The following is a 24636-nucleotide window of genomic DNA, read 5'->3' on the forward strand; positions in this document are numbered from 1 at the left end:
ATCAAGCGAGTCAGCTACGGATTCGGTTGTTTTAGTAGCTTTAGATTAAGGATTCATCTAGTATTCGGAATTAAAAAGGCTGCCTAATCATAATACGATTAGGCAACCTCAGACAGCCGATTACCAACAACAGTTGACAAAGAGCCAAAAAAAGAGGATTCAACCAGCCATCGACCGGTTGAATCCTCTTTTTGGTTTGGTTTAGATTAATCCTCGGAGGCCGCCATGGCTTCCAAGATCATGTCCAGCTGAGCGCACTTATTGCTCAAGTCATTCATTTCATCACCGAAGCGCGGCTCAATACGGACCGTCTCCGAGCTTGAATGAACACTCTCCGACTCCTGACGTTTTAGCGTGGCTAATTGGGAATTAGCGCGACGATATTCTTCCAGAATTTCAATTCGATTACTCATCTTTCTCACGTCCTTAACCTAGTTTTATTTATGATTATTTCGTGTCTCTAAATGACAAAAAGAATCATAACACTTAGGCGCGGATTTGTTAACGATAATCTTAACTTTTTTCAGCGAAATTCTAAAAGTGGCTAAAACAGACGGTTGGCCTGAAAGCGCTCTACTTCAAGGTTCCGGCGAAGGATGGCATGAAGTACTTGCTGATCGACTGAACCTTGACGTTTTGCCCGGGTTCTGGTGCCGCAACGAATTGGTTATTCCCTAAGTAGATGGCGTCGTGGTACGTGGCGCCCTTAGAACCCCAGAACAAGATGTCCCCTGGCTTAGCTGAGCCCACGGAATGCGTGGAGACGTAAGCTTCTTGGGAAACCGTGTTATGTGGCAGGCTGACACCCATCGCATGTTGATAAACGTAGGCAACCAACCCAGAACAGTCCATTCCACTCAATGAAGAGCCACCCCAAACGTATGGGATGTTGGCAGAGGCTAATTTCAATGCCAACCCCGTAACTGAACCGGACGTTAAGCCGGCCGTACTGGTCTTCTTCTTGGTGCTAGTACTGGTAGCAACGGCACTGGAACTAGCCGCTGCCGTACTGGAACTCGTTGATCCTTGGGCGCTAGAAGCCGTCGTGGATTGCCGAGCCACCGCAGAACGGGTGGTCGTCTTCAGGCGCTTCGTCTTCTTGGTCGTCGTGGTGGCCGTCGCATTTTGCGTCCCGGTCTTTGTCGTCGCCGCGGTACTCGTCACTGCTGGCGTGGTCGATTGACTGGTCTTAGCTGGTTGACTTTGGCCAGACTGACGCTGTGCCGGTTGACTCGTTGCTGATTGACTTTGACTCGTTACTGTCTTAGGCGCGGCCATCCGGCTTTGACGAACTGGTTTGACACTGCTGCTAGTTGCCGCACTGCTGCTCGTTGCCGCACTGCTGCTCGTTGTGTTTGACGAGGACGTCGTGGTTGGCGTCTGAGTTGCCGCTGACGGCGTTTGGGCCGAGGAACTGCTCGTTGATGCTGATTGCGTAACTTTGGCCTGAGACGGCTGCTGAACGGCTTGTGCGGCCCGTTCATGTTTCATGGTCTTAGTCGTCTGCGTAGCGGTAGACTGATTCGTCGCACTAGATTGCGTTGCGGAAGCCGTTTGCGCCTTGCTAGTGGCCGTTTGTGACTGACTGGTTGTGCGCGTTGACGAGGTTGCCGCTTGACTAGTCGCTGACTGGGAAGCTACCGATTGGCTACTGGTTGCGGCCGCTTGTTTTTGCTTGCTAGCAGCGGCTTGCTGGGCGGCCACGATTTGGGCCTGCACCGCGTTGGCCTTTTGGGTCGTTTGCCGCGTTGCACTAGTCTGTGACGTCTGAGTCGTTGCTGATTGAACGTTCTTATTTGCCGACGTTTGCGGAATCGTTAATTTTTGACCGACACTTAACATGTCACCGGTCAGATGATTGGCCTTTTGTAATTGGGCCACGGAAAGGTGATACGTTTGGGCGAGATCCCACAGGGTATCCCCTGATTTAACAGTGTAAGCCTTGTGGGTATTCTTGGCGGACTTGACCTGAAGCCGCTGGCCCACGAAGATTAGATCTGTCTTGGCATCGATTGAATTCTGTTGTTCTAAGTCCTGAACGGAAACACCGAGTTTTTGTGAAAGGTCCCACACGGTATCCCCTTGCTTAACCTGGATGCTATCCGCATTTGCGGTAATCGTGGCACCCGCCGCGAATGCCCCAATGGCACCGACGACCCCAACAACTGCTTTTGTCTTTCGTTGTCCTGTACTCATCTTCACCAACACGTCCTTTTATGACTTTAGATTTTCGAACAAATTTGAACACGGGTCGCTGAAGTCAACTTAACTTCGTCGCCCAGTCGTTCATAGTCAATACGAATCACAAACTAATATTACCACACGTTTTTCCAGTTTATTGTGAAATATTAAGGAATTATTAACGGATTTCAGCCGATAAACAGATGTTCGCTTATCCCCTTTCTGAAACAAATCCCGTGTCTGAAAGCGCTTAATATCAGCGGTTTTAAACAATTCTTCGCTAAAACATTTGTTCTTTTTCATCCTTCAACCGATTACGTGCCACTGCCACGGATTCGCCAAAATGTGATATTTCACTGCCATTTGCAGAATACAAGTTAATATTGGTATCGCTTTCTGTATCTTACAACTAACGGCCTAGACCCTTCGCTTGTGAAATTTAAAATTCTGCACGAAAAAAACGAGCAAACTGCGCTCGTTTATTTGTTAAGTCGCTATTCTTACTGAAATTAACCGAATAATCCCTTGAACCAATTGACAATCTTTTGCCAAATTTGCACGATGAAGTTCTCCGCCTTTTGGGCATCCGCGCTATTGGCAAAGTCTTTCACACCAGCCATTTTATCACCGATACTATTCGCCAGGTTATTGGCAACGTTGGTGACGTTAGAAATGTAATTCTTACTGGTGGAGACTGGCGCTTGTTGCACCTTGCTCAAAGCGATGGCGATGTTGGTAATCTGTGTCGAACTAGTCTGTCCGTCGATACCCTGCTTAGCCAAGGCCTTTTGCAGCATTTCCTCAATGTCTGCCTTCGTGGCGAGATCATTGCCATTTTGCCGTTGTTTAGCCAGGTCAGAAGAGACTGAACCCACAGCGGACATCAGTTTTCCAGGATACTTCTTGTTGCTACTGTTCGAATCGATTGCCGGTTGCGTGGCATCCAAGACCCCGTTGGCGGCCTGCGTGTTTTCTGAATTCAGTGTCAGACCGTCAGCTGCCAAGGCCTTGTAGACCCCGGTCAATGCTGATTCACCGGAAACGGATTTGTCGGCCGTGACCGTGATGATCACGTCCTTGACCCCCGCCATCGTGGCGACCATGGCGTATTGTTGCGAGGTGACTTCCGTAATGTTATTGCTACCGTTATATTCAGCGATATTGACCTTGACGCCAGTTCCCGGATCAGCGGGGGCTAAAGCGACAGAACTGATCATGCTCGCGTCCGTGGTTCCAGCCGCGTTTAAATATTGTGCGTAATCGCTACCCGTCGCGGTCAACGCTGTGTAGTTGGATTTCACGCCCAAGGCCGTGGCTACGGCATCTTTATCTTCGCTGGCCAATCCGGCCCCGTAGACCACGTAGGCTTTGGAGAGCGCCTTGGTCTGCACCGTACTGCCGCTCGTGGCGGAACTGCTAGTGCTACTGGTAGCGGTCGTCGCATCGGTCGTATCGGCGTGCATCGTTAAAGTTGATCCACCAATGCCCACAGCTAAGGCGGCGACTGCCAGGCTTAAAATAACGCGTTTCATCTTCATGAGTAATCCCTCTCTTTTCATTCGGGCGTCACTTTCCCCTTAAAATAAGTATAGCAGGTCCCCACCCGTTGCGTGAGTTCCTGCCATGAACTTAGAAAATTCTTCAATTTCAGCTTATTGCCAGAAACGCCGGGCACCCGCATATTCCGGTGCTAGCTCAGTCGTCGTCAGTGGCGCCATCTCGACGGCCTTCCCTGGCTTCGGCGCGTGAAGCATTTGGCCATTACCCGCGTACATCCCCACGTGATGGGCTTGTCCCGTCCCGTGATCATGGGCAAAGAAGACCAGGTCACCGACTACCAGTTCTTCTGGCGCTACGGGATAGCCGTTGGCAAATTGGTCCTGGGTATCGCGGGGAATCGTGTAGCCCAATGCCCGGTGCAATGCATAGATCAAGCCAGAACAGTCAAATCCTTGCGGCGTGATACCACCCCAGAGGTACGGTGTATCAATAAATTGTTGGCCCAGCATCAAGAGACGCCGGCCATCGTCTGCCCCATTGACACCGAGCTTAGCCGCGTCCGCTGCGATCCAGCCTTGGCCCAAGGGTGTCACGACTTGAATCCACTCTTCATCTTGACCAGTCGTCGTTAAGATTGTCCCCAGTGGCAGGTCCAGCAACGGTTGGCGGTCAGCGTCCAGTAAAGACGTGCCCGGGTGAACCAGCCGAACCGTCGTGGTGGGATATTCCAGTTCTTCATCACTGGCGGTCAGTTGGGTCAATGGAATCCAGCCCGGATAGCCTCGCCGTTCCTGCCGACCGGTTTGCCGCGTCACAAAAACGTGGGCCCATTCGCCCTCAACACGATCTAAAATCACCCGGTCGTTGAATAACGCTTCCGTGACCGTTCGATTGCGGTCGGCCAACTGTTCCTTTTCCGCGGGCTTCAGGCTGGTTAACCACGCCGTTAGGTCCCCATTCTTTAAGTAAGGTCGATCTGTTTTTGTTACGGCCGTTGGTGCTGACCAGACGAGCGCCGTCGGTACCTTGATCCGTCGAATTTCCATTAAAAACCGCCTCCAGTATCTTTACCCCCAATATACCAATAATTCAACCAACTTACTAGATTATCCCGACACCTTTTCCTGATTTTTTTGCTTTCTGGGAATCGGTTGTCGATTATAGCTTCGTAGTTCGAACTAGTTGCCTACCACCCCAACCAACCGCGGAGCGCTGTGGGCGGACCCGCCCACGGATAAATCCATAGTTGACGGATTCTCAGCTACTAGCGTGTGTGCTAGTAACCGGTCTCTAACACTTTATTGCTGGCTGACGCAGGTTCCTGGTAGCTAGGCCATTTGCTGACCGCCCTCTACTTAACCGCTGACACCTAAATATCGCTAACTCACCAGCAATGGTTCTTCACAGCAAAACAGGCCGTGACCTGTGCCACCGCCTGTTTCACTAACATCCCTATTTTTTCCGATAACTGAATTCCCCGAACCCACCGCTTACAGCGCGAGATAGGCTTCTACGATGCGTTCTGGCGTGAAGCCGGCCATGGCAGTAACGGCTTCGCCTGGACCACTGGCACCGAATTGTTCTTGCGTCAACATGGTGCCATCTAACCCGGTGTATTGGCACCAGCCTAAGCCACTGGCCATTTCGATGGCGACCCGGCGGCGTAAGTGTGACGGTAGGATCCGTTCACGGTAGTCTGCCGATTGGGCATTGAAGCGTTCAAAACTCGGAATGGAGACGACCCGCACGTCGTGACCCAATTCGCTTAATTTTTCCTGGGCTGCTAACGCCAGATTAACTTCAGAACCCGAGGCCATCAAAATGCCTTCAGCCTGGTCATGAGCATCGGTGACCACGTATCCACCGCGCTTTACCCCGGCCTTGACCGCCGTTGGCTTCGGTAACGTGGCTAAGCCTTGCCGCGACAACACGATGGCCGTAGGATGGTCTGTCGCTTGGACCGCTGCTAGCCAAGCCGCTGCGGTTTCATTGCCATCGGCTGGCCGGTAAACCGTCAACCCGGGAATTGCACGCAGAGCCGCTAACTGTTCCACGGGTTCGTGGGTCGGCCCATCTTCCCCTACGGCTAGGGAATCATGCGTGAAGACGTAGGTCACTGGCAAATGTTGCAAAGCGGCCAGACGAATCGCTGGCTTCATGTAGTCTGAGAAGACGAAGAACGTCGAACCGTAGACTTGGGTGCCCCCGTGGAGCGCAATCCCGTTCATCGCGGCCGCTTCCGCAAATTCACGGACGCCGAACCAGAGATTCTTCCCTTGAGGATTGTCCACGCTAAAGCGGTCACTGTCCGCTACCGCCGTCTTATTGGAACTAAACAAGTCCGCTGAACCGCCCCAGAGATTAGGAAGCGCTGCACTCAACTTTTGTAGGACCTCCTGACCGCTGGCCCGTGATGCCAATTTATCCTTCTTGTAGTAGGTTGGCAACTGGTCCGCTAAGTCATCTGGTAAGGTCTTGCTGACGCCTTGGGCGAACCGGGCAGCCAGCTTCGGTTGAACGTCAGAGTACCGGGCAACCAGGTTGGACCATTCTTGATGGCTGGCCCACCCGCGGGCTTTGATGGTGGTCATGAACCGTTCGTGGACCGCCGCTGGGACCGTGAAAGGATCACAATTCCAATTGTAATGGGCCCGCGTCGTCGCTAGATCCGCTTCACTGAGCGGGGCACCGTGAACCTTGTTCGTTCCGGCGTTGGGGCTCCCGGCCCCGATCTGCGTCTTCACTTCGATCAGTGTTGGCCCGCTCTGCGCATTTTTGGCCAACCGAATGGCCCGGTCAATCGCCGCCAGGTCTTCACCGTCATCCACGCGCAAGTAGTTCCAGCCGTAGCTTTCGAACCGCGCGGCCACATCATCATGGCACGCGTTGCTCAGCGGCCCATCTAACGAGACGTCGTTGGAATCATATAAAACGATCAATTTGTGTAACTGTAATTGGCCCGCCAAGCTAGCAGCTTCGGCAGCGACCCCTTCCATCAAGTCCCCGTCACCACACAGCGCGTAAGTGTAATGGTCGACCACGTTCAAGTCGGGTTGGTTGTATTCAGCACGCAAATGGCTTTCCGCCATCGCCATCCCGACAGCCATCCCAATGCCTTGGCCTAAAGGTCCGGTCGTGGCATCCACCCCCGGCGTTACGCCGACTTCCGGGTGTCCTGGCGTCTTACTGCCTAATTGGCGGAAATTCATCAGGTCATCGCGGCCTAACGCGAATCCACTTAAATGCAATAAGCTGTACAGCATCGCTGACCCGTGTCCCGCCGACAAGACGAACCGGTCCCGGTTGAACCACTGGGGAAATGAGGGGTCGACGCGTAAGTGCCGTGAGAACAGCACGTAGGCCATGGGTGCTGCCCCCAACGGCAACCCCGGGTGACCAGAGTGGGCCCGCGAAATCATGTCCATGCTGAGCATCCGCACGGCCGTGACCGCTTGCGTGTCTGTTTCGTCAAAATTCACTTGGTTTGAGATAGCTTCTTCATTCAACATTTTTAAATAACCTCACTTAAATCGGCCGGACCAATCACAGCCTAGTTTTTGGTTGATGGCACAAATCCATTGATTTTACCGGTAAAAATCGATTTCGTTCATCGACTTTCATCACTATACCAATTTAAATTAATTAATGCAACCCCTCTTACAAAAGTTGTTGTACCGGGGATTGTCTTTGAATAAAATCGAATATACCAAATAGACCGATTTATCTCAGTTGCAACCGGTTGTCCCAAAACGCAAAAAAAATCGCCAACTTTTCCGAAAATATCGGTTAAGTTGGCGATTTTACAAATTGTTTTCTGTAAACTTATTTTTGACTAGCCGCTTCGATTTGCGCAACGGTTGGAATCGATGGCATAGCCCCTAAACCTTGGACCGTTAAGGAACTAGCACGTTGAGCAAAGACCAGCGCGGTGGCCACGTTGCTCAGGTCTGGCTTCAATTGTGAGCTGAGGGCCCCGATAAAGGTATCCCCGGCGGCAGTGGTGTCCACGGCCTTGACCTTGAAAGCGGGTACGAAGCCAGAATCCTGTTCGGTGGCGTAGTACGCCCCTTTACTGCCGACCGTGATGATCAGGTTCTTGACGCCCATTTCCCGGAACTTCTTGGCGTTGGCGTCCATGGAGGCCTCATCAGTCACTTCAATACCGGTCAATTCGGCACTTTCCGTTTCGTTTGGCACAACCAGATCAGTGACCTTCAAGATCTCAGGGTCGATGGTTGCGGCTGGTGCTGGGTTCAAGATGGTCGTGACCCCATGTTGCTTGGCAATCTTAAAGGCTGCCAACGTGGCGGCTTGGGGCGTTTCAAATTGGGTCACCAAGAAGTCTGCCTTAGCGATTTCGTCTTCGCGGGCTTCGACTTCTGCGGCCTTGATTTGTTGGTTGGAGCCCCCATAAACCAAGATACTGTTCTGGCCGGCTTCGTCCAACAGAATAAAGGCTGAGCCAGTCCCGACCGTCTTGTCCGTGATAATGGCGCTGGTGTCGATACCATCGTTGTTCAATGATTCGACCATGAAACGACCCGCGTCGTCATTACCGACCTTACCGATAAAGCTGGTTTCCGCACCGGCTCGTGCAGCAGCAACGGCCTGGTTAGCACCCTTCCCACCAGCAGCACTACTCTTGTTTTCTGTTGATAACGTTTCCCCTGGTTGTGGCATCCGCGCCACGCGCAGTGTCGTATCGACGTTCAGGCTTCCCAGAACCGTAACTTTGTTTGACATAATTAACCTTCACTCCTTAAAAAGTGTCCGAATTGTAAAACGTTTTACTCCATGCTGACACGAGGAGCAAACGTCCAGATTACTCCTAGCGTATCATGTTTCGAAAAGGCTTACAAGAACTAATTGAAATTTATTTTAACGGGGCCGTACTCTCGCGCTCCTGGAGGTTGACCGGTAAGTCGACCAATTGGGCTGCTTGCCGTTGATCCTTGATCCGGTTGATGAGTAAGCCCGTGGCTTGTTGGCCCATGGTCACAACCGGTTGATGGATGGTCGTCAGCTTTGGCACCACGTACTCATCGAGGTCGATATCATCATACCCCAGTACCGAAATATCTGCCGGCACCCGAACACCTTGCTCGTGCAAGCCGCGCATGAGCCCCAGTGCCGTTTCATCGTTGACCGCAAAGACTGCCGTGGGGTGCTGCGCCAATACGGCCGCCGTGGCCTGGTACCCACCCAACTTGGTCATCGGTGAATGGATTACGGCCGTCTCGGCCAGGTCAACGTGATTGTCGGCCAAGCGACGTTTGAACCCAGCGACCCGAATCTTGAGGTTTTGTGTCGGTTGGTCTGGCATGACGACCACGATGCGTTGATGGCCCAGCGCCAACAAATGATCCGCGGCCAATTTACCGCCCTGCGCGTCATTGATTTGGACGCGGTCAAGGCTCGGCCCACCGTTTTGATCGATCAGCAGGTACGGAATGCCGTTTTTCTTTAAAATATTATCAATGGCTTCCCCCGTGATGGAGGCGCTGGCAATGATCAACCCGTCCACTGCACGCTTGATCAGCTCTTCGAGGTAATAGCTCTCCAACTTTTCATCGTGGTTAGCCCCAAAAATCAGCGGGATAAAATGACGTTCCCGACTGGTCTCTTGGACCCCCCGGATGAACATACTGAAAAAGGGGTTACCCAGGTTCGGGACTAAGACCCCAATGGTTTGTGCCGACTTCATGATCAAGTTGCGCGCATTAAAATCGGGAACGTATCCCATCTCTTCTTGCAATTGATGGACGCGCCGCCGTGTGTCCAGACTGAAGCGTTCACCCTTGCCGTTTAAAATTTGCGAAACCGTTGTGACTGAAACACCCGCCGCTTCGGCCAGGTCTCGAATCGTTACTTTCCGTGTCATAGTAACCCCCACCGTCTAGATTTAACTTCAGTTTCTGAAACACCGGCTCCCCATTTGCACGACCTAAACGCACATAGCGTAACCTAAGTCTTATTATACCCCATGGGTCCTAGTTTTTTGCGACTATTTTTATGAAAATTGACACCCCAGTCATTTTCATCCGCAAACTGCCCCGAACCAGCGCTGGCGAGGCGACTGGTCAGCTGGCATACCACACTTCCGTGAAATTGTGTGGCCCCGTTTGTGAGCGACAAAAGAGGCATCAGGCGCCCACCTCACGTGAACACCTGGTACCTCTTCAGTTATGGCCGATTAAGCCTTTAAAATTTTATCGATTGCAGCCAGTTCTTCTGGATCAAATTCCAGGTTTTGAACCGCCTTAACATTTTCTTGTAAATGACTCGCCTTGGATGCCCCGGTGATGACACTGGTGATGACCGGGTTGTGCAAGAGCCAAGCTAACGCCATGTGCGACAGCTTTTGACCGCGGCTGTGGGCAATCTTGTTCAAGGCCTGCAGCTTTTGCGTCATCTTATCGCGCCCATCGTCCAAGATAAATTCGTTGGACCAGTGGATATCCACGTCAGCTGGGATCCCATCTAAGTATTTATCCGTTAATAACCCTTCAGACAGCGGTCCGTAAGCAATGGCGCCAGCGTTATTTTGAGCCAGCATGTCGAATAATCCATCGTCATTGGCCGTCTGGTTCAGCATGTTATAGGACACTTGGTCAACGACAAACGGCGTGTGCAAGTCCTTAAAGATCTTGATCATGGCTTCCGCCTGTGGTTTGGTGTAATTGGAGATGCCGACGTACAGCGTCTTCCCTGCCCGAACCAGGTCATTTAAAGCCACGGCCGTCTCTTCTGGCGACGTTTCCGGATCGAACCGGTGGCTGTAGTAAATGTCCACGTAGTCCAGCCCTAAGGCTTGCAGTGAACGGTCCAATGAGGCCGTCAGTGCCTTGCGTGAGCTCATTTGCCCGTAAGGCCCTGGCCACATGTGGAACCCGGCCTTACTGCTGATGACCAATTCATCCCGGTAAGGCTTCAATTCACGTTTAAACACCTCACCAAAGAGACTTTCAGCCGCGTATGAACCGGGGCCGTAGTTGGCCGCCAAGTCAAAGCTAAAAATACCGGCGTCAAAAGCCTTCAGGATAATGTCGCGGGTATCGCCGTAGTTGGCGTTTTCCCCAAAACTATGCCACATCCCAAATGAGATGGCGGGTAGTTGGAAACCCGTGTTCCCTGCCCGTCTGATTGGCATTTTTTCGTAACGGTGTTCATCTGCAAGATACATTCTGCCACATTCCTTTCCACTTATACCTAAATTAAAGTATAGAGAATTGGTGTGGACCAGTCAAGTTTCTTATGTGTATTTTGTCAGAATCGTTCGGGATTTGTCTAACCTCTTACCACTGGCTACCCACATCCAAGCTGGCCGCCTACCGTTCACTAGAAATGCGTTGCAACGCGGTAACAAAAATGCCACCAACACCGTCACAGCAGCGTTGATGACACGCGATAATTCTTAAATTAAAGGTTGAAGCTAGAACCATTGTCACCATACGACTTATGACATTAGAATTAGTCGTTTACAGCTTCGTAGTTTGCGCTGGCCACCTACCGTCCGCCAACTATGGGTTGGAACGCGGTGGGCGGACCGGACCGAGCCTGAAAAGCGGTCTCGGCCTCGCTTTGAGCCGAAAGCCCGCGTCTCAAAGACGCCAGTTGTCTAAGCGGCATGAACCGCGCCGCTAAGACAACTCCCACAGCTGAACCCATATTTGGCGGACTCTCGGTTACAGGAGTGCTTGCTAGTAACAATTGGTTTAGCCATAGGTAGCGGCTGATTTGGCAACTAGTCTTTAACTAAGCCAATGTTGCTGACAATCACCAACCTCGCCGGAACCCTGGCTGACGCAGGCCCTGGTTTCACTAATTTTAGCGAACTGAACACTGTCGTTCCGGGGATTACTGCCCACATTTGGTGAACGGTAAAGCAATCACTTTACCTTGGTGTCGCTAAGCTTAACGGCCTGCGAGACGTGACCGTTGGTGGCGGCGAGGAGTGCCTTGGCCTCGGCAATGGTGCCCTTGGTCTCAATCAAGACGATTGCCAACGGAACATTATTGTCGGACCGTTCCAGCGCGCGTTCTGCGGCCAGCGTTGACGTTTGTGTGGCTTCCGCAATGATCTTCTTGGCCCGTTCAAACGTCTTGTCATTGGTTGGGACTACGTTGATCATCAGGTTTTGATAGACCTTCCCCGTCTTGATCATAATTCCCGTTGACAGCATGTTTAAGACCATCTTTTCAGCGGTCCCCGCCTTCAACAGCGTGGCCCCGGTAATAATTTCGGGTCCCACGACTGGGGTGATTGGGTAATCCGCTAGTTCAGCCAGCGGGCTCCCCTCGATGCAGGAAAAACCGATGCCCACGGCGCCATGGTCTTGGGCGAACCGGAGCGCGGCCAGTGTGTAAGCCGTCTGCCCTGAGGCTGCACTGGCGATAACGATATCCTTATCCGTCAATTCGACGCCAGCCATGTCGGCTTGGGCCATTTCGACAGAGTCTTCTGCGGCCTTGACCGTATGGGTTAAGGCCGTCTCGCCCCCGGCAATCAGGCCAAAGGTTTGCTCACCACTCAGCCCATAGGTCGGCTGGAGTTCTGTGGCATCAATGACCCCTAACCGGCCAGACGTCCCCGCACCGACGTAGATCAACCGGCCACCTTGATCAAACAACGGGTAAGCCGCATCGATAGCCGCGGCAATCTGCGGTAATTGCTTCTGGACAGCGCGCGCCACCCGGTGATCCTCCCGGTTGATCGTCGCCACCATTTCCAAGGTCGATTCCCGGTCGATGTGGGTGGACCGGTGGTTACGTTGTTCTGTCAGTAATTCATCAAATTGCATAGTGTCAGCCTCCAACTCCGATTAATTCTCACGGTTATGTATTCGCTTTCATTGCACCTAATCTAGGTATAACATGTTTCATAATTAATTTCAATTACGATTTTGCTTTTCGCGCAAGTTCCCCGCCTTTTTCCGAAAAATAAAAAAGCAGCTGGCAATTGCCAACTACTTTCATAGAAAATCATCGATTGCATGTTTCGATTTACGTAAAGTTAACTGAAAACTTTACTTTTCAACCTTCATCCACTGGTACCCGCGACTCATCCCCGCTGGGTTCCAAACGTAGCCGGAAACCTTGTCGTTCCACATTTCTACTGTGGCTGGTTGATACAGTGGGATGACGCCTTGTTGCGACATCAAGCGCTTTTCAGCATTGACCAGGTCTTGGTAGCGCGCCGTTGGATTGTTGGCGTCCTTATTTTCAGACGCCTTGACGTAGCTATCGTACTTGGCATCCGAGAAGTCACCGTTGTTATTGGTGTTGCCGGTGCTCATCAAGGATAGGAAGTTGATTGGGTCCGCAAAGTCTGCACCCCAGTTCGTCAAGACCAGTTCGAAGTTCCCGGTGTTGGACCGGCTCAACCGCGTCTTGTAAGGTAACGTGTTGATAGTGACCTTCACGTTCGGCAGTTTTTGCAGCTCTGCTTGAATGTATTGGGCCACGGTCTTGGTCACGCTGGTATCATCCGCCATCAGCGTCAGGTTCAACGACTTGGTGCCGGTTGCCTTGAGGCCAGCCTTCATCAGTTTCTTGGCTTGCTGCAGATCATAGGTTACCCCAGATTTGACGTAGGCGTCCTTGGCAAAATCAGCATTGGTCTTTGGGTTGCGTGACAGGTTTTGTGACACGAAGCCTAATGGTGCCTTAGACCCGTCTCGCAGAACGCTCTTGGCCAATTGTTGCTTGTCGATGGCCATGGATAAGGCTTGACGGACCTTCAAGTTCCGCAGTGCCTTGACCTTCTTTTGGTTCATCTGCATGTAGTACGTGCTTCCACCAACGAAGGTCTTCATTTCCTTATTGTTCTTCAGGTTGGCCACCTGCGTCCCGTCTAAGGTCGTGGCATCCAATTCCTTCTTCTGGAAGAGGCTCAGGCCGGTCGATGGATCCGCTACGACTTGGAAATGCATCTGCTTAAGCGTGATGCCTTTCTTGTCCCAGAACTTGGCATTCTTCTTTAACGTCCAGCTCTGACTGGTCCCTTGCCACTTGGTCATGGTAAATGGCCCATCGTACGCCGTTTGCTGACTAGAATGGCCGTAGTCACTGCCGTATTTCTCGACGACCTTTTGTTCCTGTGGGAAGAAGGTCGGGAAGGCCAGCAGTAGTTTGAAGTAAGCGACTGGCTTGCTCAACGTGACTTGTAACGTGTGTTTATCCACGGCCTTGACGCCCAATTGACTCGGCGCGACCTTGCCATTTTGCACGGCACTGTAATTCTTGATGCCGGCCATCAAATAAGCGTACTCAGAAGCCGTCTTAGGATTGACCGTCCGTTGCCAGGAATAAACGAAGTCCTGGGCCGTAACCGGCTTACCGTCGTTCCAGTGGTTGTCGGACCGCAGTTTAAACGTGTACTGCTTACCGTCCTTAGACACCGTGGTCTTAGTGGCCAAGGCGTTGATCAACTTTTCATTCTTACCGAGCCGATACAGCCCTTCTTGCGTGTGGTACAGCATGGTCAGACTGCTGGAATCTGAGGCCTTTGACACGTCCAGCGTGGTGACTTCTGCTTTGGCTGCGAGTTTGACCGACTGATCAGCCGCCAATTGACCCGACTTTGACGTACTGGTCGATGACTTACCGCAAGCGGCCAAACCGCCAGCAACCAGTAACGCTGCCCCCATTAAAATACCTATCTGTTTTCCCTTCAAAACGTTCGCTCCTCATTCATCTAAAATAGTCTGGTGTAACAATTTTAACTTACCTGCGCGTTCAAATAAAGCCCCAAGCTTCAAGAGGACCATTTCTTGCCCCTTGCCGGCATTAAACTGGATGCCCAGCGGCAACCCGTCAGCGGTGACCGCCGTCGGCAAGCTGATAGCTGGTTCCCCGGTCAGATTAGCTTGTTGCGTAAATGGCGACCGGGTTAAGGCTGGCAGCCATTGGTCATAGATCAGCTGCTTTTGTGCGGCGGGCTTTAGGCTAGCAATGTCGGCCATCTTTGCCGCATTTTCCGCGGAAACCAGGGTATCACCGACTTTCGGAGCAGCCCAAGCCGTAGTTGGCGTCAAAATGACCGGATACTTGGCGTGCAGCTGCGCCATTTGCCAAGCGGCTTGGTCCCATTGCCCCAAGGACAAACTGTATTCGGCGGCCGTCGTGTTCAACCCCGTCTGGTACAGTGCCCAGGTCAACAGTTCCATGTCGTCAGCCGTCAATGGTCGGTCCATGCCGGCCTGCATTTGCCCCATAAAGGCGGCCGTCTCACCAGCATTCATGGTGTAGTAGCTTTCCATCAAGGCCACGCCGTCGATGGGATTGTGGACCTCTTCTACGTCAAAGCCCTGGTCACTCAAGAAGGTCACGGCGTCCTTGACCGCCTGTACCGCATCCGGACTGACCGGCGTGCCGACTGGCGATTCGGTCGTATAGCCGATAACACCGGGTTGTACCGGTTGGTCGAGCTGGGCCAAGAAACCGGGCTGTTCCAGCGGTTGTTGGAAGACCGCGGCGGGCTGAATCGTTTGTAAACTATCCAGTAACGCCGCCGTGTCGGCCACAGAACGGGTCAGACCAAAGTCAATGGCTGCTCCTTCCCACGACCGCCAGTCGCCAGGACCCACGGGAACTCGGCCCCGGGTCGGCTTGAGGCCAATCGTTCCGGACCACGAGGAAGGGATTCGAATCGAGCCACCCCCGTCACTGCCGGCCGCCAGAGGTACCATCCCCGCCGCCACGGCCGCACCGGCTCCACCAGAGGAACCGCCGGGTTGATAGTCGGTGTTCCACGGGTTGTGAGCGTCGCCGTAGATCTGGGCATCCGTGATATTCTTAAAGCCAAATTCAGGGAAATTGGTCTGGCCAATCACGATGAAGCCTGCCCGTTGCAAGGCTTCCACGAAGAAGCTGGTCTGCGTGGCCACGTTATTTTTCAGCAGACGCGAGCCACTCGTACTCGACTCACCCTTGAGCTGTTGGCCCAAGCCTTTCAGAAGCAAGGGTACGCCCAAAAATGGCTGTCCGTGGTCCTCAAGAGCCGCCGCTTCCTGTAGCGCCTTCTCCCGGCGCGTGGTGATGACCGCGTTTAACGTCGGGTTTTGCCGGTCGATCTCCGCTAACGCCCGTTCAACCAGCTCCTGACTAGTGACCTCGCCTGACCGTATGCGCTTAGCCCAGGTCAATGCTGGGGTCCCAATCCAATCCGTAATTGCCAATACAACCGCCTCCTATAATCTATGTAACCTGGCCGCGACCACCACGCCGCAGCTCACCTTTACCTTCACTCACCAAATTATTTTTTCTGCCAACCGTGACCGGTCTGACCACAAAATCACTAATTATTGGTAAGTTAATATCTTCATTCTACCACGTACTGGTTGTAAAAGCGTTTCCAAGTAGTTATACTTAAAAAGTCTTAGGTCACAAACTGAAAGGAATGAAAATTGATGAATAAGACGAAAAAATGGTTGGTTTTAGGTTTAGGGTTAAGCTTAGTGATGAGTGTCGGTCTCGTTGGTTGCGGGAAGTCCTCATCAGAGTCAACAAATACCAAGGTCGCTAACAAGAAGACCTTGATCGTGGCGACGTCCGGGACGCTGTATCCCACGTCGTTTCACGCTTCCAAGAACAGCAAGCTGACTGGCTTCGATGTCGAAGTCGTTCGGGCAGTTGCCAAGGGCTTACATAAGAAAGTCCAGTTCAAGGAACTCAGTGTTGATGGGCAATTGACCGCGGTCAACTCCGGTAAGGCTGACATGGCGGCCAACGACTTCGGTCTGTCCCCCGCACGTAAGGATAAGTACGCCTTGTCGACGGTCTACAAGCACTCATTTAACAGCATCATGGTCCGTAACAGCAATGATTCCGGCATCCACAACTGGGCCGACATCAAGGGCAAGCGGTCCGCTGGGGAAGCTGGCACGGGTTACCAACGCCTCGCACAACAATTAGGCGCCAAATTGGTCAACTACGACAATGTTTCCAACGATGTTTACCTGAAGGATGTCAAAAATGGTAAGACCGATTTTATCATGAACGACTACTACCTGCAGAAATTAGCATTGAAGGCCATTCCGAACAACGGCTTACACCTGGTCAAGAACATGTACTTCACCACCAGTGATGACGGCCAAGGGGTCGGTATCCTGATGAAGAAGAGTAACACCAAACTCAAGGCCGAAATCAACAAAGAAATCAAGAAGCTGTTGAAGGACGGCACCATCAAGAAATTGTCCGAAAAGTACTACGGCGCTGACGTGACGCAAAAGCCAAACGTCAAGATTGCCAAGAACTTTACGATCAAGTCCAAGTACACGGGCCAATAGAAAGTCAGGTGGCGCCACTGTGCTCAAGTATTTCTCGATTCCGGGCTTCTTTAATGCCAAACTGGCGTGGTCGTCGATTCCCCAAATCTTAGCGGGGCTGCCGATGACCATCTACCTGACCGTCATGGCCTTTATCCTGGCAACCATCCTGGGGATGTTCCTCACGCTGGCGCAACTCAGCCACATTCGGGTGCTCCACTGGCTGGCGCGGGCCTACATTTCCTTCATGCGGGGCGTGCCGATGCTGGTCGTCTTGTTCATCGTCTACTTTGGCTTTGGCCTCACGGCGATTCCAGCGGCCATCATCTCGTTTACCATCGGGGCAGCGGCCTTCGTGTCCGAGGTATTCCGGTCCTCATTTCTGGGGATCGACCACGGGCAGTACGAGGCGGCCTACTCGATTGGCTTACCCTATCGGAAAGTCATGCGGTTAATTATCATTCCGCAAGCCTTTCGCATCAGCATTCCCGCGCTTGGCAATATTTTGCTCGACATGTTCAAGGGCACTTCGCTAGCCGCCATGATCACGGTGACCGAAATGTTCATGGACGCCAAGATCGTTGCCGGCGCCAACCAGGACTACATGACCATCTACATCACGATTGCCATCCTGTACTGGCTGTGCTGCGTGGTCTTGACGGCGGGGCAAAACCAGCTGGAACGGTACTTAGACTACGACCGGAAAACCATTCACATGAAAATGATTTAACGTTTAAAGCCGCGTTCGCTGGGCAGTAATTCTGTGTTATGATCCCTTTGTGGTTGTCAGATGAAATAATATAAATTCATCTGACAATGACGGAGGGATTTTTGTATGCCAAGATTTAAGTATACTGCCATAGAGAAGCTGGCATTGATTAATGAGTTTGAAGCTTCAGGGCTTTCAAGTAAGGCCTTTGGGAAGATGAAGGGCTTAGGGGCAAAGACCATTGCCCCGTGGTGCGATCGATACCACCGCGATGGCCTTGACGGACTGAGAGAGGCCAAGAAGAATCAACACTATCGTGAAGCCCTCAAGCTTCAAGTCGTTCATGCTTTCTTGCGCGGTGAAGGTTCAAGGCAAGAGGTCATGATGAAATATGGTTTACGTTCAACTTCTCAAGTATGGGCCTGGGTTTCCAGGTCCTGAAGATGAGCCGTAAAACCACATTGGAAGAACGCATTGAAGTTGTCGAGTACGTTACCAATCAGAAGCACTCATACAGTGAGGCCACCGAACGATTCCAGGTCTCATACCAACAGGCCCGTTCTTGGGTCCTAAAGGCCAATCTACGTATTCGCCAATTAGAAGGCCAAGTAGCTGACATGAAGCTATTGGAGGAATTCGTAAAAAAATATCAGGAACTTCAGCGCAAGGGGTGAACAAACAGCATCGGCAAGCTTACCAGGCAGTTAATTCTTTTACTAAAGGCGTCTTTTTCTGAATACTAAATTTAGTATCCCCATCCTAGTCCCCCTTCTCCTGGAACTCATTTCTCCCCCGGTTAGATAGTTCTATCATGCAACCAAGCTGAACCACTTCTTTGACACTGACTTGGGTTCTTAGAACCGTTACGCAAAAAGAGAGCTTGGGTAGCATTGTCCCAAGCTCTTCCGCCGTACTATATGTCAAAAACTGCCCGGCACCAAGTCCGAGCAGTTTTTTTATCTTTCATTTACTGTTTCTGCCGACCGGTCACCTTGGTAAACAAGGAGTCGACGGGTTCTTCATGGTAAATCAGGTCGATGGCCTTGCCGAACATCTCACCGACAGACATGATGGCAAATTTATCGCTTTGTTTGTCTTCTGGCAATTGAATCGAGTCGGTAATGACGACCTTCTTCAATACAGATTCGTTGATCCGTTGGGTCGCGTCACCGGACAAGACGGCGTGCGTAGCTGCCGCGTAAACGTCGGCGGCACCGGCCTTCTTCAAGGCATCGGCGGACACCGTGATTCGGATAGCCGTGTCAATGATATCATCGACCAAAATGGCATGCTTGCCCTTCACATCCCCAATCACGGCCTCTGGATGCGCGGCGTTTTCAGTATCGGAACGGTTGTCGATAATCGCAATCGGCGCGCCCAACAATTCAGCTAACCGCCGAGCCCGACTCACACCGGCATGGTCAGGTGCGACCACGACGATGTCTTCGTCCGCCAGACTGGTGTTTTCTTCAAAGTAACTGGTCAATAACCGGTCGCTTTGCAGGTGGTCAACGGGGATATCGAAGAAGCCTTGCAGCTGAGCCGCGTGCAGGTCCAACGCAATGACCCGGTTGACACCGTCCATTTGCATCAATGACGCAATCAACTTGGCCGTGATGGGTTCGCGGGACCGAGCTTTGCGGTCGGCCCGTGAGTAACCGTAGTACGGAATCACCACGTTGATCTTTTCCGCGCTTGCCCGCCGTGCGGCATCCACCATGATCAACAGTTCCATCAGGTTCGTGTTCACGGGATCGGAAACGGACTGAATCAGGAACAATTCATCCCCCCGGATACTTTCGTCAATACTGATCTGAATCTCCCCGTCACTAAAATGCTTGATTGTCGCCTTGCCCAGTTCCACTCCGGCCGCCTTCGCGATTTTTTCCGCGAGTGGACGGTTAGAATTCAACGCAAAGACTTTCATTCTACCAGCTTCGACGTGTTCTGCCATAACAGCCTCCCTGTGGGATTACCACAAAATTCATCTATTTTCTGTTCTTATTATCGCAATCTTTGCCCGGAAACGCAACGGTTGGCCCTGCAAATTTATGATTGTCTTGGGTTAAGCGCTAAATCACGGTTTGAACTGGCCGCCTATCGTTCGCTAGAGATGAGTTGGAACGCTGAGGGCGCCGGGCCAAGCCAAAGAACGGTCTTGTCCCTTAACTTGGAGCCGAAAAATCACGTCTCCAAGTTACCAGTTTCCTAAGTGCCATGAACCGTGCCACTAAGGGAACTTCCACAGCTGAACTCATCTCTAGCAAACTCTCGGCTACGATGGCGATTGCTGACAACAATTGGTTTAACCCATTTTGCAATTGCACACCAATTAGTGGCTCACCAAACCGTTCTTAACGCCACAGTCCGTCCACATAGCGTACCGACACATCTGGTGCAACGCAGCTAGCTCCCGTCTTACCATAACCATGGGGATCTCGCATCATTAATTTTGAGACGCTGCCGGCATAAATTGTTGCGGGGACACGCCCTGCATCCCAATCATCGGGTCAATTTGCCGGCTCAACACCAGTTCCGGTGTCAAACGGTAATCCTTGGGCGCGGTCGACTCCGGTGCCTCAGTGGCCGTTGGCGTTGAATTCGTTGCCGTAGCATCAGCCGGTTGGTCCGTCGCATTAGCCGTCTCAGTATCAGTCGTTGGGACCTCTTCGTGGGCTTTAGCCGCCCCATCCGGGTCTAAGACCGTTTGAATCCGCGTCGTTAACGTGGTATGGCGGTTAACGGACAAATTGGTCACACAGGCTTCAAAGGCTTGCGGTTCACCAATCAGGATCAACATATCGGCCGCCCGGGTCACCGCCGTGTACAGCAAATTACGCTGGAGCATGCGGTTGTATTGGCCGACCATCGGCAAGATGACCATCTTGAATTCGGACCCCTGCGACTTGTGGATCGACATGCAGTACGCCAGCGTCAGGCGGTTCCAGTCGTTTTTGGCGTAGGTGACTTCGGTCTGTTCAAAGGCAATCGTCAATTGGTCGCTCTTGGCCTTACTGTGCTTGTCGTTGGCCAAATCAATCCCGGTGATGACCCCAATATCCCCGTTGAACACGTTATTTTCCGGACTGTTGACCAGGTGTAAGACCTTGTCGCCAATCCGGAATTTTTGGTTACGGAAGGTGACTTCCTTTTGCCGGTCGGACTTCTTCGGATTCAAAATGTCTTGGAGCACCACGTTCAACCGGTCGATACCGGCCGACCCGCGGTACATCGGGGCCAGCACCTGAATGTCACTGGCACTAAAGCCCTTGGCGTGCGCCTTACCCACGATTTGGTCGATGACATTTTCCACTTGGTTAGCGTGGCAGGCGATGAAGGAGCGGTCCTTTTGGTTCTGGGTGAAATCCGCCGGCAACTTGCCCGCCTTGATGGCATGGGCCAACGGGATGATGGACGAGCCATCCCCCTGCCGGTAAATGGTATCCAGCTGAATCTTCTGGAGTTGGTCGCTGGCCAACAGGTCGTGAAAGACTTGGCCCGGCCCCACGGAAGGTAGCTGGTCCTTATCCCCCACCAAGATGACCTGCATGCCAATGGGCACAGCCTTTAGTAGCGTCTTCATCAAATAAACGTCGACCATCGAGACCTCGTCGATGATCAGCAGGCCACCTTCGAGGTCGTTGGTCGCGGCCTCGTCGGGATCCGCCTCCCGTCCGGTCAATCCCAACAGGCGATGAATCGTACTAGCAGGCAAGCCAGTGGACTCACTCATCCGCTTCGCTGCCCGCCCAGTTGGCGCGGCCAGCAAAATCGGGAATGGTTTGTCTTTGTACTCATTGATATCTAGTGAGACCTCGTGTAACCGGGCGTACAGGTTGACCAATCCACGAATGATGGTGGTCTTCCCGGTCCCGGGTCCCCCCGTCAGTAGCATGACCTTGGCCTGAATGGCGGCGGTCAACGCGGCGGTTTGCGATTCGTCGTACACGATGTCATTTTGTTTCTCAACGATGCGTAATTGCTTGTGAATCGCGTCTTCATTGAACTTGGCCGGCGTATCGTCGCCCTTCAACAGGCGTTGGAGGTGTTCGGCGACCTGCCACTCCGCATCATAGAGGGATTTCAAATAAATGCGTTGGTCATCGCCTACGACCTTTTGTTGCTTAGCCAGCTCGAGGAGTTGGTCGGCTAGCTTGCTGGGGTCTAAGCACACATTGCGCGCGTTTTCCAACAGGCTCAAGGCATTAGCTAGCAACGGTTTGGCGGTGGTATAGGTATCGCCGTTGGCCACCGACAAGTCATTGAGCGTTTGTAATAAGCCCGCCTGCAAACGTTCCGGTTTATCGGCTGCATATCCCAGTTGGGTGGCGATTTGGTCCGCACGCCGGAAGCTCACACCGTTGATGTCCTCGGCCAACTGGTACGGGTTTTCGTGGATGACGTCGAGCGTCTTTTCCTGGTACCGGTTGTAAATGGCCGCCGCCAAAGTACTGCCGAAGCCGTAGCCATTTAAGCCGATGATGATCTGCTCCATCCCGTTGTTGGTCTGAAGTTGACTGACCAGGGTCGCCGAAACCTTGGCCGACAAGCCCAGCGGTTGGAGCACGGCCGAGTCGTTTAAAATCTCTTCGATCGCGTTGGTTCCCAGCGCATCGACGATTTTTTCAGCCGTCTTCTTGCCCAGACCAGGAAAGTCCTCGCCACTAAGGTAGGCCACGACGCCACTCCGGGTCGTTGGCGTTTCATTTTGATAATTGTCGGCCTGGAATTGCACGCCGTACTTGGGATGCTCCACCCGTTTGCCCGTGAACCGGTACGTCACGTCGTCCTTGATGTCGGCGAAGTTCCCGGTCACCACGATCTCGTCTTCGTGCCAATCCAGACTGGTCTCGGAGACCTTGACCAACATGACCTTATAAAAGCTGTCATTGCTGGCAAAAAAGACCGCACTGACGGTGCCGACCACGTAATCGGCCTGCTGAGGATCATCCGCAAATAAATTGAGTGATTCGGTTGCCATCTGCTAGTCTTCCTCCTTTACTGTGGCTGGTCAGGTGACCGTTGTGCTTGCACGAAACGTTCGATATCGGCCAGCCGTTTTTGTCCTTTTTCAAAATAAGTCGGGTCTAACTGCTTGGCTTGGGTGAAGTAATCCTGGTACGGTTCGCCCTGAACCATGGCGACTAAGCCCCGGTCAAATTGCGCATGGCCGTTTTTCGGATTCACTGCCAACACTTGGTCGTAGTACTGGGCGGCTTGGGCCATGTTACCCAGCGCCAAGAGGTTTTCGGCCATGACTTGCAAGGTTGCCTCGTCTTTCGGCTGGCTCCCCAATGCAGTCAACGCAAAAACCAATGCACGTTTGTGGTCACCATTGGCCATGTAGCTTTGGGCCAACATCAAATAGCCGGCACCCTTCCATTGGTCGTTCAACTGGTCAAATTGTTGGATAGCTTTCGGGTAATCCTGGGCGGCATAATACACATTGCCCAGACCATAACGGAGCTTTTCTACCGTAGCCGGTTGGGTGGCGAACAACCCCAGCGCCTTCATCAAGAGCTCCTCGGCTTGCGCGTAGGACTTCAAGTCTACCAGTACCGTCGCCAGTTCGTAATAGGCGTCCGCATCGCCCGGATGGGTATCGATGCGCTGCACCAATTGATGGACTAATTGTTCTGATTTTGCTTTATCTGCTTGACGGTCAATTTTCTTCTCTGTCATTTTATTTATCACCTAAATCGTATCGGTTGCCGTGGGCTTCGCCGTCAAAAAACTGGTGTCGTTCCAGTCGATCAGGTCGTAATGCTGCCCGTCTAATGTCTCTAAAATGGTCACGCTGGTATTGCGCAGACCGCCACGTTTCCGCAGGTCAGCCAGCGGCGTTCCCAATAAGCCGTTGATCTCGGCATTGAGCGCGGCCCCGTGACTGAAGATCAAGACGTTATCTTGCGGGTCAGCGTTGGCGGCCACGATTTTTTGGATAGCGGGCGTCATCCGGTCGATGACCTGGGTAAACGTCTCCCCGCCAATCTTTGCGGCGTCGTATTGGTCGGGATGATTGCGGAAGGCGTCTAATTCGGCCGGAAATTGCTTTCTCACGTCGTCAAAGGCCATCCCCTCCATCTGTCCCAAGTGGAACTCTTCCAGGCGGCTAACCAGCGTTAACGGCACCTGATGATCAAGCTCCTTGATGACGTGCTGGGCCGTGACCCGTGCGCGCTTGATGGGGCTGGCATACGCGTGGGTAAACGGCGTGTCCTTTAAGAAACGGCCAACTTGAACCATTTGTTCGTAGCTCTCCGGTAACAGCGGCGAGTCCCCACCAGCGCCTTGAAAGCGGCCCTCAAGATTCCACTGCGTCTTACCATGACGAATAAAGTATAATTTCAAAATTTGTTGCCGTCCTTTCCGTGAAGTCACATAGTCTATATTATGCCAGTTTTCGCTGGTTTTTCAAAGGAACTGGCCGGGAAAACGATAAATTTCGGTGGAAAAACTTTCGATTTAGCTTTCCCTGTTGTTGGGAAGGTAGTCGCTTGCCAAAATATAGAGAAGCGCTGGCCGCCTTACCGCCTGCTGGATATGAGTTGGAACGCTGAGGGCGCCGGCTTGAGCCAAAAAACGGTCTTAACCCCCACGGCTGAGCTCATATCCAGCAGGCTCTCGGCTACGGTAGTGACTGGCGGTACCAATCCACTTAGTATCCCAGCGCTACTTTGCACCGTGAATTAGGCGATTCTGGCCACTTTCCAATTTATCCTCACACTCTTACTAACGAAATGGCACCATCTTTTGTAACCCCCATGATAGAGTTCTTAACCACTTCTTTAGAAATCGTCACCACAGTTGGTGAGTGTCGATAGTAGCGGCGCTAGCATCACCTAATGCGGTGGGCTAAGCCGGGGAATTTATCAGTGGGTTTTGCTGACAAATTGGTGACTTTGAAACAGTGACCTGCTGGCTCAAAGCAAGCGCCGAGACCGTACTTTGGCTCGACGTCCTCCCCAGCGTTCCCAC

General features: G+C 52.4%; 19 protein-coding genes. 4 read left to right on the plus strand and 15 right to left on the minus strand.

The features are described 5' to 3' along the window. Positions 1-206: 206 nt before the first annotated feature. The 11 genes from EKM83_RS09960 to EKM83_RS10010 all read right to left on the minus strand — a co-directional run bounded on the left by EKM83_RS09960 (position 207) and on the right by EKM83_RS10010 (position 15860). The gene (locus EKM83_RS09960) at positions 207-413 is read right to left on the minus strand and encodes a hypothetical protein (RefSeq protein ID WP_125577002.1); all 207 of its coding nucleotides are present in this window, start codon (positions 411-413) and stop codon (positions 207-209) included. A gap of 160 nt (positions 414-573) precedes the next feature. Continuing rightward, positions 574-2196 carry a peptidoglycan endopeptidase gene (locus tag EKM83_RS09965; protein WP_125577004.1) on the minus strand — a complete coding sequence of 541 codons (1623 nt, stop codon included), beginning with the start codon at positions 2194-2196 and terminating at the stop codon, positions 574-576. 494 nt (positions 2197-2690) lie between these two features. Continuing rightward, on the minus strand, positions 2691-3719 hold the full coding sequence (locus EKM83_RS09970; protein ID WP_125577006.1) for a DUF1002 domain-containing protein: 1029 nt from the start codon (positions 3717-3719) through the stop codon (positions 2691-2693). Positions 3720-3833: 114 nt separating this feature from the next. After that, positions 3834-4727, minus strand: a complete 894-nt coding sequence (locus EKM83_RS09975) for a C40 family peptidase (protein ID WP_125577008.1) — start codon at positions 4725-4727, stop codon at positions 3834-3836. Positions 4728-5171: 444 nt separating this feature from the next. Continuing rightward, on the minus strand, positions 5172-7190 hold the full coding sequence (tkt, locus tag EKM83_RS09980) for a transketolase (protein ID WP_125577010.1): 2019 nt from the start codon (positions 7188-7190) through the stop codon (positions 5172-5174). A 313-nt stretch (positions 7191-7503) separates the two neighbouring features. Beyond that, positions 7504-8424, minus strand: coding sequence for a ribokinase (rbsK, locus tag EKM83_RS09985; RefSeq protein ID WP_125577012.1), 921 nt, complete (start codon positions 8422-8424; stop codon positions 7504-7506). A gap of 130 nt (positions 8425-8554) precedes the next feature. Next, the gene (gene rbsR, locus EKM83_RS09990) at positions 8555-9562 is read right to left on the minus strand and encodes a ribose utilization transcriptional repressor RbsR (RefSeq protein ID WP_125577014.1); all 1008 of its coding nucleotides are present in this window, start codon (positions 9560-9562) and stop codon (positions 8555-8557) included. 312 nt (positions 9563-9874) lie between these two features. After that, positions 9875-10864, minus strand: a complete 990-nt coding sequence (locus EKM83_RS09995) for an aldo/keto reductase (RefSeq protein WP_125577016.1) — start codon at positions 10862-10864, stop codon at positions 9875-9877. A 706-nt stretch (positions 10865-11570) separates the two neighbouring features. Then, a complete protein-coding gene (gene murQ / locus EKM83_RS10000) occupies positions 11571-12482 on the minus strand; it encodes an N-acetylmuramic acid 6-phosphate etherase (protein WP_125577018.1) in 912 nt (303 codons plus the stop codon). Positions 12483-12707: 225 nt separating this feature from the next. Further along, positions 12708-14357 carry a peptide ABC transporter substrate-binding protein gene (locus tag EKM83_RS10005; RefSeq protein ID WP_125577020.1) on the minus strand — a complete coding sequence of 550 codons (1650 nt, stop codon included), beginning with the start codon at positions 14355-14357 and terminating at the stop codon, positions 12708-12710. Positions 14358-14369: 12 nt separating this feature from the next. Beyond that, on the minus strand, positions 14370-15860 hold the full coding sequence (locus EKM83_RS10010) for an amidase (protein ID WP_125577022.1): 1491 nt from the start codon (positions 15858-15860) through the stop codon (positions 14370-14372). A 231-nt stretch (positions 15861-16091) separates the two neighbouring features. Between EKM83_RS10010 and EKM83_RS10015 the strand changes: the two genes are divergently transcribed. The 4 genes from EKM83_RS10015 (at position 16092) to EKM83_RS13475 (ending at position 18332) form a co-directional block, all read left to right on the plus strand. Further along, positions 16092-16970, plus strand: a complete 879-nt coding sequence (locus tag EKM83_RS10015; protein WP_125577024.1) for a transporter substrate-binding domain-containing protein — start codon at positions 16092-16094, stop codon at positions 16968-16970. A 19-nt stretch (positions 16971-16989) separates the two neighbouring features. Then, entirely contained in the window at positions 16990-17679 is a 690-nt protein-coding gene (locus tag EKM83_RS10020) for an amino acid ABC transporter permease (protein ID WP_125577026.1), read from the plus strand. A 105-nt stretch (positions 17680-17784) separates the two neighbouring features. Then, positions 17785-18099 (plus strand): hypothetical protein, encoded by a 315-nt coding sequence (locus tag EKM83_RS13470; RefSeq protein WP_225418656.1) that lies wholly within the window; start codon positions 17785-17787, stop codon positions 18097-18099. A 20-nt stretch (positions 18100-18119) separates the two neighbouring features. Further along, the gene (locus EKM83_RS13475; protein WP_164505645.1) at positions 18120-18332 is read left to right on the plus strand and encodes a helix-turn-helix domain-containing protein; all 213 of its coding nucleotides are present in this window, start codon (positions 18120-18122) and stop codon (positions 18330-18332) included. 293 nt (positions 18333-18625) lie between these two features. On the opposite strand, the gene EKM83_RS10030 is transcribed toward EKM83_RS13475, so the two are convergent. The 4 genes from EKM83_RS10030 to EKM83_RS10045 all read right to left on the minus strand — a co-directional run bounded on the left by EKM83_RS10030 (position 18626) and on the right by EKM83_RS10045 (position 24012). Then, a complete protein-coding gene (locus EKM83_RS10030; RefSeq protein ID WP_125577028.1) occupies positions 18626-19612 on the minus strand; it encodes a ribose-phosphate diphosphokinase in 987 nt (328 codons plus the stop codon). A gap of 492 nt (positions 19613-20104) precedes the next feature. Beyond that, positions 20105-22639 (minus strand): SF1B family DNA helicase RecD2, encoded by a 2535-nt coding sequence (gene recD2, locus EKM83_RS10035; protein ID WP_125577030.1) that lies wholly within the window; start codon positions 22637-22639, stop codon positions 20105-20107. Positions 22640-22656: 17 nt separating this feature from the next. Beyond that, entirely contained in the window at positions 22657-23340 is a 684-nt protein-coding gene (locus tag EKM83_RS10040; protein WP_125577032.1) for a tetratricopeptide repeat protein, read from the minus strand. A gap of 12 nt (positions 23341-23352) precedes the next feature. Continuing rightward, a complete protein-coding gene (locus EKM83_RS10045) occupies positions 23353-24012 on the minus strand; it encodes a histidine phosphatase family protein (protein WP_164505648.1) in 660 nt (219 codons plus the stop codon). Between the last annotated feature and the right edge of the window lie 624 nt (positions 24013-24636).

Origin of the sequence: Levilactobacillus angrenensis (genome assembly GCF_003946085.1) — a bacterium.
GTDB lineage: Bacteria > Bacillota > Bacilli > Lactobacillales > Lactobacillaceae > Levilactobacillus > Levilactobacillus angrenensis.

Excerpts from the sequence above, each read along its gene's own strand:
- EKM83_RS09960 (WP_125577002.1), bottom strand. The coding sequence starts at position 413 with ATGAGTAATCGAATTGAAATTCTGGAAGAATATCGTCGCGCTAATTCC.
- EKM83_RS09965 (WP_125577004.1), bottom strand. The coding sequence starts at position 2,196 with ATGAGTACAGGACAACGAAAGACAAAAGCAGTTGTTGGGGTCGTCGGT.
- EKM83_RS09970 (WP_125577006.1), bottom strand. The coding sequence starts at position 3,719 with ATGAAGATGAAACGCGTTATTTTAAGCCTGGCAGTCGCCGCCTTAGCT.
- EKM83_RS09975 (WP_125577008.1), bottom strand. The coding sequence starts at position 4,727 with ATGGAAATTCGACGGATCAAGGTACCGACGGCGCTCGTCTGGTCAGCA.
- tkt (WP_125577010.1), bottom strand. The coding sequence starts at position 7,190 with ATGTTGAATGAAGAAGCTATCTCAAACCAAGTGAATTTTGACGAAACA.
- rbsK (WP_125577012.1), bottom strand. The coding sequence starts at position 8,424 with ATGTCAAACAAAGTTACGGTTCTGGGAAGCCTGAACGTCGATACGACA.
- rbsR (WP_125577014.1), bottom strand. The coding sequence starts at position 9,562 with ATGACACGGAAAGTAACGATTCGAGACCTGGCCGAAGCGGCGGGTGTT.
- EKM83_RS09995 (WP_125577016.1), bottom strand. The coding sequence starts at position 10,864 with ATGTATCTTGCAGATGAACACCGTTACGAAAAAATGCCAATCAGACGG.
- murQ (WP_125577018.1), bottom strand. The coding sequence starts at position 12,482 with ATGCAATTTGATGAATTACTGACAGAACAACGTAACCACCGGTCCACC.
- EKM83_RS10015 (WP_125577024.1), top strand. The coding sequence starts at position 16,092 with ATGAATAAGACGAAAAAATGGTTGGTTTTAGGTTTAGGGTTAAGCTTA.
- EKM83_RS13470 (WP_225418656.1), top strand. The coding sequence starts at position 17,785 with ATGCCAAGATTTAAGTATACTGCCATAGAGAAGCTGGCATTGATTAAT.
- EKM83_RS10030 (WP_125577028.1), bottom strand. The coding sequence starts at position 19,612 with ATGGCAGAACACGTCGAAGCTGGTAGAATGAAAGTCTTTGCGTTGAAT.
- recD2 (WP_125577030.1), bottom strand. The coding sequence starts at position 22,639 with ATGGCAACCGAATCACTCAATTTATTTGCGGATGATCCTCAGCAGGCC.
- EKM83_RS10040 (WP_125577032.1), bottom strand. The coding sequence starts at position 23,340 with ATGACAGAGAAGAAAATTGACCGTCAAGCAGATAAAGCAAAATCAGAA.